This window comes from Rhodococcus sp. NPDC057014 (assembly GCF_042673295.1).
Lineage (GTDB): Bacteria > Actinomycetota > Actinomycetes > Mycobacteriales > Mycobacteriaceae > Rhodococcus_F.
Genome location: NZ_JBHUSF010000442.1, coordinates 1 through 5814, shown reverse-complemented (window position 1 = coordinate 5814; position 5814 = coordinate 1). Strand labels below are relative to the sequence as shown.

General features: G+C 69.1%; 5 protein-coding genes. 4 read left to right on the top strand and 1 reads right to left on the bottom strand.

Features of this window, described 5'->3' with window-relative positions; genetic code table 11:
• Positions 1–91 precede the first annotated feature (91 nt).
• Positions 92–784 carry an SDR family NAD(P)-dependent oxidoreductase gene (locus ACFTZB_RS42190; RefSeq protein WP_378441398.1) on the bottom strand — a complete coding sequence of 231 codons (693 nt, stop codon included), beginning with the start codon at positions 782–784 and terminating at the stop codon, positions 92–94.
• Between the two features lie 134 nt (positions 785–918).
• Between ACFTZB_RS42190 and ACFTZB_RS42185 the strand changes: the two genes are divergently transcribed.
• From ACFTZB_RS42185 to ACFTZB_RS42170, 4 genes are all read left to right on the top strand, one after another.
• Positions 919–1812: a LysR family transcriptional regulator gene (locus ACFTZB_RS42185; protein WP_378441396.1), complete on the top strand. Its 894-nt coding sequence runs from the start codon at positions 919–921 to the stop codon at positions 1810–1812.
• 152 nt (positions 1813–1964) lie between these two features.
• A complete protein-coding gene (locus ACFTZB_RS42180) occupies positions 1965–3329 on the top strand; it encodes an MFS transporter (protein ID WP_378441394.1) in 1365 nt (454 codons plus the stop codon).
• Between the two features lie 24 nt (positions 3330–3353).
• Positions 3354–4256, top strand: coding sequence for a shikimate dehydrogenase (locus ACFTZB_RS42175; RefSeq protein ID WP_378441392.1), 903 nt, complete (start codon positions 3354–3356; stop codon positions 4254–4256).
• Positions 4253–5814 (top strand): FAD-dependent oxidoreductase (locus ACFTZB_RS42170; protein WP_378441391.1); only part of this gene is annotated, 1562 nt, incomplete at its 3' end. The genes ACFTZB_RS42175 and ACFTZB_RS42170, both read left to right, overlap by 4 nt.

The following is a 5814-nucleotide window of genomic DNA, read 5'->3' as shown; positions in this document are numbered from 1 at the left end:
CCTTCGTGTGGAAAGCGACCGCGGAAGACATCATCGCCAAAGTCCAACGCGGCCGCACCGCCCTCCACAAGATCAAATCGCAGACAGACCACTAGTACGACGCCCGGCCACCGCTGGCGTCGTAGACGGCACCGGTCGAGAAACTGAGCGCCTCGGACGACAACCATGCGACGAGTTCGGCGATCTCTTCGGGCCGTCCCATCCGGGCCATCGGGGTGAGACTTTGCGAGCGTGCGAGGATCGCCGGGTCGGTGCCGGCGTTCATCGGGCTCTCGACCGCCGCCGGGGCGACCACATTGGCGAGGACGCCGGTCGTCGCGATCTCCTTGCCGAGCGATTTCGTCAACGCGATCACCGCCGCCTTGGACGCCGAGTAGGCGCTCTGCCCGGGATTGCCATCCTTGGCCGCGATGCTCGCCATGTTCACGATCCGTCCCCAGCCGGCGCCGGTCATGGCGGGCACGAACGCGCGGCACACGAGGAACGTCCCCTCGACGTTGATGCGGAACGTGCGGCGCCAGTCCTCGAGTTCGACGTCGACCAGTGGCGCCGAGGGTCCCACGACACCGGCGCTGTTGACGAGGATGTCGACGCGGCCGAGGCGTGCGGCGAGGTTCTCGACGGCGTCGGCGTCGGTGACGTCGAGGCGCTCGTCGGCCCCTGCGGCGACGTCCGCGGTGACGACGCGGACTCCGGCGTCGGCGAGGCGTTTCGCGCACGCCGCACCGATTCCGCTCGCGCCGCCGGTGACGAGCGCGGTCGCGCCCTCGGGATACGTGACCATGGTGGTTTCTCCTCGCGACTGTGTGCGCATTAGTCTTGTTCTATGTGCGAAATCGGAATGATCTGTTTCGCACTGTGTACGAATTGGAATATATGGGCTGAGCCACACTCGTCAAACTCGCCGAAGGGAATCCGATGGAGATTCGCTGGCTGCAAGCGTTCGTCGCCGTCGCCGAAGAACTGCATTTCGGCCGGGCCGCCGCGCGACTCCAGATGGCGCAGTCGCCGCTGAGCCAGACGGTGCGCAAACTCGAGAAGGACATCGGCGTGCCGCTGTTCGAGCGGAGCACCCGCAGCGTCGCGCTCACGTCGGCGGGCCACACGTTCCTGCCGCACGCCTACCGCATTCTCGAGAGCGTCGACATCGCGCGTCAGGCCACCCGCGCGTCCGCCGGGGGCGTGTACGGCCGGATCAAGATCGGCTTCACCGGCGTGCTCAACCATCTGTCCCTGCCGCCGCTCACCCGCGCGCTCCGGCAGCGTTACCCCGACATCGAACTCACCCTCGTCGGGCGAATCATGACCCGCGACGCCATCACCCAACTGGACAGTGGCGCACTCGATCTCGCGTTCGTCGGGCTTCCCGTCGAGACGGCCTCGGTGTCGACGCGGCTGATCCGCCGGGAGCCGTTCGGTGCTGTGCTGCCCGCGGATCACCCGCTCGCGTCGGAGCCGCAGATCGACCTGCGCGACCTCGCCGAGGACGGGTTCGTGACGACGCCGCTGTCGGCCGGTTCGGCGTTGCAGGAGGTGGCGATGCGCGCCTGCGTCGATGCGGGGTTCCGTCCCCGTGTCGTCCAGGAGATCACCGACCCGTACATGATCCTGATGCTGGTGGCGACGGGTGTCGGCGTGGCGCTGATGACGTCGGGCATCGCTGCGATCACGCCCCCGGGCACGGTGTTCGTGCCCCTCACCGGCGAGCCCATCTACATGAACCACGGCCTCGCCTGGGCGCCCCGTCGTGTCTCCGATGCGCTCCGGGTGGCGCTCGCGGTGTCGGAGGAGATCCTGCCGACCCCAGATTAGGACCTTTTCGATCTTTATCTAAGACTTTTTTTGCGCTGGACTGCGCATAGTCCGCCATGACACGCTCGTCACGGTCCGGAACTTCGTGTGAGGTGAGTCACCTCCGAAGAACGCCTCGCGGCGACACCGGATCCTGGGACGAAAGGAACACCATGGCAAGCACGTCGACACGCGACACCGGGGGACAACCGAACGAGAACGCCCGCCGGGCCGCCGTCTCGGGATTCCTCGGCAGCACGCTCGAGTACTACGACTTCTTCATCTACGGGTCCGCGGCAGCGCTCGTCTTCCCGAAGATCTTCTTCCCGGGAGGAGGAGCGACGGCGACGTTGCTGTCGATCGGCACGCTCGGCGTCGCGTACATCGCGCGTCCGCTCGGCGCCGTGCTGTGGGGGCACCTCGGCGATCGATACGGCCGCAAGAATTCCCTGCTGGCCTGTCTGCTCCTCATGGGCATCGCGACGGTCGTCGTCGGCTGCCTTCCCACGTACGAGCAGATCGGGATGGCCGCGCCGGTCATCCTGGTGCTCCTGCGGTTGTTGCAGGGCCTGTCCGCCGGCGGTGAATCGCCGGGATCCTCGGCGTTGACCCTCGAACACGCACCGGACCGTCGCCGCGCATTCTTCACCTCGTTCACCATGAGCGGCATCATGTTCGGCATCGTCATCTCGAGCCTGGTGTTCATTCCCGTGGCCGCCCTGCCGGACGACGCGCTCTACTCGTGGGGCTGGCGGGTGCCGTTCCTACTGAGCATCGTCGTGACGGGTGTCGCGGTCTGGCTGCGCCGCAAGCTCGACGAGCCGGACGTCTTCGAGGAGCTGAAGGAGCAGGACGACACGGCAGGCATTCCCGTCGTCGAGATGTTCCGCTCGCACTGGCGCACCGTGATCCGCATCAGCCTCAGCGCGACGTTCGCGATGATCAACACGATCGTCAACGTCTTCGCGCTGGCGTACGCCGTGCAGGTCGCCGGACTCGAACGCTCCACCATGCTGTGGGCCATCGCCACCGCCAATTTCGTCGCGGTGCTCACCCAGCCGCTGTTCGGCATCCTCGCCGACCGGATCGGCCGCAAGCCGGTGTTCGTGACGGGCGCCGTCGGCGCCGCAGGCATGGTCTTCGTGTTCTTCCACGCCATCGGAACCGGCAGTGTGCCCATGGTGTTCGCGGCCGGAATCGTCCTGATCGGCCTGTTCTACGCGATGCCCAACGGCGTGTACCCCGCGTACTTCCCCGAGCAGTTCCCCGCCAAGGTCCGGTACACCGGAATGGCCGTGAGCCTCATGCTGGGACTGCTGGTCGCCGGTTTCACCCCGGCCATCGCGCAGTGGCTGTCGGCGGGCGACACCGCGAACTGGACCCCGGTCGCCTGGATGTGCCTGGGCTTCGCCCTGCTGTCCTCGGCCGCCGCGCTCACCGGTCCCGAGACCTACCGCACCCCCACCGAGCAGTTGGGCGAACCCGACGCGACGACGGCCGGCACGCGAGAGCAGGCGCTCGTCCGCAACGACGCCTGACCGACACCTCTGCAGGAGATCTTCATGCACCCCGAATCCACCCGGCACCGGATCCGCCTCGTCGGGGCAGGGATCGCCACGTCCCTGTCCCCGGCGCTGCACGAACACGAGGCCGCCGCCCTCGGCCTCCCCGACTACCGCTACGACCTGATCGACGTCGCCGCGGAGGGCATCCCCGTCGACAGGTCCGGTGACACACTGCGGCGTGCCGTCGCGGCAGGCTGCACCGGGTTCAACATCACCCACCCGTGCAAGCAGGCGATCGCCGAATCCCTCGACGAACTGTCCGGCAACGCACGACTTCTCGGTGCCGTCAACACCGTCGTCGTCCGCGACGGCCGGCTGATCGGGCACAACACCGACCACAGCGGGTTCCTCGCCGCGCTGCGCCGCGGACTGCCCGACGCCGCGCTCGGACGCGTCGTTCTCGCCGGCGCCGGCGGTGCCGGTTCGGCCGTCGCCTACGCGCTCGCCGCCGCCGGGGTGCGGGACCTGCGGATCGCCGACGTCGACCCGTCCCGTGCCGCGGACGTCTGCGCGCGCCTCGAGGCCGCGTTCCCGCAGACGACGGTCACGGCCATCGGACTCGACGCGATCGAAGCGAACCTGGCGCACTGCGACGGCGTCGTCAACGCGTCCCCGATCGGCATGGTCGGATATCCGGGAACGCCGTTCGACACCGGCGCGCTCCATCCCGGGCTGTGGGTCGCCGACATCGTCTACCGCCCGCTGCGCACCGAACTCGTCCTGGCGGCAACCACTCTCGGCTGCGCCGTCCTCGACGGCGGCCAGATGCTCGTCGCGCAGGCGGCCGACACGTTCGCCCTCCTCACCGGCGTCACCCCCGACCCCGACCGCATGCGGCGCCACCTCGGCGACCTGCTCGCCGAGCAGTCCACCCCGACCGTCCTGGAGGAGTCCCGATGACCGCGCACCCGTTCGCCGCGCCCCTCGACCTGGGCAGCGTGCGACTGCGCAACCGCTTCGTGTCGGCCCCGATGGAACGCAACTACTGCGAGGTCGACGGCACGATGACCGACGAATACATCGCGTATCTCGAACGCCGCGCGGCGGGCGGCGCGGCCCTCGTGTTCACCGAGGCGAGCTACGTGCGCGCCGACGGCAAGGGCCGCATCCGGCAGATGGGCGTCGACGTCGACGAACGGATCCCGGGCATCGCGAAGCTGGCCGACGCGATCCACGCGCAGGGCGCGCTGGTGGGTGTCGAACTCAACCACGGCGGCCGCACCGCGCAGGGCGCCGTCAGCGGATTCGTCCCCGTCGCACCGTCACCGATCCCCTGCGCGGTGGTCGGCGGTGACATGCCCGAGCAACTCGACGGCGACGACATCGAGCACATCGTCGAATGCTTCGGCGAGGCCGCCGCACGCTGTCAGCAGGCCGGAATCGATGTCATCTCGTTGCACGGCGGTCACGGCTACCTCATCCACCAGTTCCTCTCACCCGCGTACAACCACCGCGACGACGAGTGGGCCGACCCGACGCTGTTCGTCAACCGCGTCATCGACGCCGTCCGCAGCATGGCCCCGGGTATCGCTCTCGGACTCCGCTTTTCGGCGTTCGAGGCGATCGACGGCGGACTCGACGCCGAGACGACGCGCGCCCGCATCGACGCGATCGACACCGACCGGCTCGACTTCCTCGACGTCTCCGCAGGCAACTACGAATCGGGGCAGTGGATCATCCAGCCCGGTGAGTGGCCGCGCGGCCTCCTCGCCCCGTACTCCCGGCAGTACACGCGGGACTTCGACATCCCGGTCGGCGTCGCGGGCCGGATCAGCTCACCCGAGATCGCCGCGCAGATCATCGAATCCGGGCAGGCCGACTTCGTCAGCATGGCCCGCACCCTGCACGCCGATCCGGACTTCCCGAACCGAGCCCTGGACGGCGGCCGGTACCGGCCGTGCATCGCCTGCAACTACTGCATCGACAGCCTCGCAGCCGGACCCGTCCCGTGCTCGGTCAACCCGTGGGTGGGCCGCGAACTCGAGCAGCCGTCGACGCCTGCGGACGTGCCCGTCCGCGTCGCGGTGGTCGGGGCCGGACCGTCCGGCATGGCGGCCGCCCGCGACCTCGCCGTCGCCGGGCACCGCGTCGACCTCTACGACGAACGCGACAGCCTCGGTGGGGATTTCGCGCTGGCGTCCCGGCTCCACGAGTATCCCGAGTATTCGCGGATCGTCGACTGGTACCTCGCCGAACTCGCCGACCTCGACGTCACCTGCCACCCCGGCATGCGGGTCGACGCCGCCGCACTGGCCGGCCTGGACTTCGACGCCATCGTGCTCGCGACGGGCGGCCGCGGACCCGCGGTCGACCTTCCCGGGGCCGGCACCCGCAGGGTCCGCGACGTCCGAGAGTACCTGGAATCCGGCGACCCCGCACCCGAGGCGATCACGATCTTCGGCGCCGACCGGGAGGCGGCCGCCGTCGCCGACGACCTGCTCCGGCACGGCACGACAGT

Bases quoted from the DNA above. Each gene is read 5' to 3' on its own strand.
- ACFTZB_RS42175 (WP_378441392.1), top strand. From the start codon at position 3,354: ATGCACCCCGAATCCACCCGGCACCGGATCCGCCTCGTCGGGGCAGGG.
- ACFTZB_RS42185 (WP_378441396.1), top strand. From the start codon at position 919: ATGGAGATTCGCTGGCTGCAAGCGTTCGTCGCCGTCGCCGAAGAACTG.
- ACFTZB_RS42190 (WP_378441398.1), bottom strand. From the start codon at position 784: ATGGTCACGTATCCCGAGGGCGCGACCGCGCTCGTCACCGGCGGCGCG.
- ACFTZB_RS42180 (WP_378441394.1), top strand. From the start codon at position 1,965: ATGGCAAGCACGTCGACACGCGACACCGGGGGACAACCGAACGAGAAC.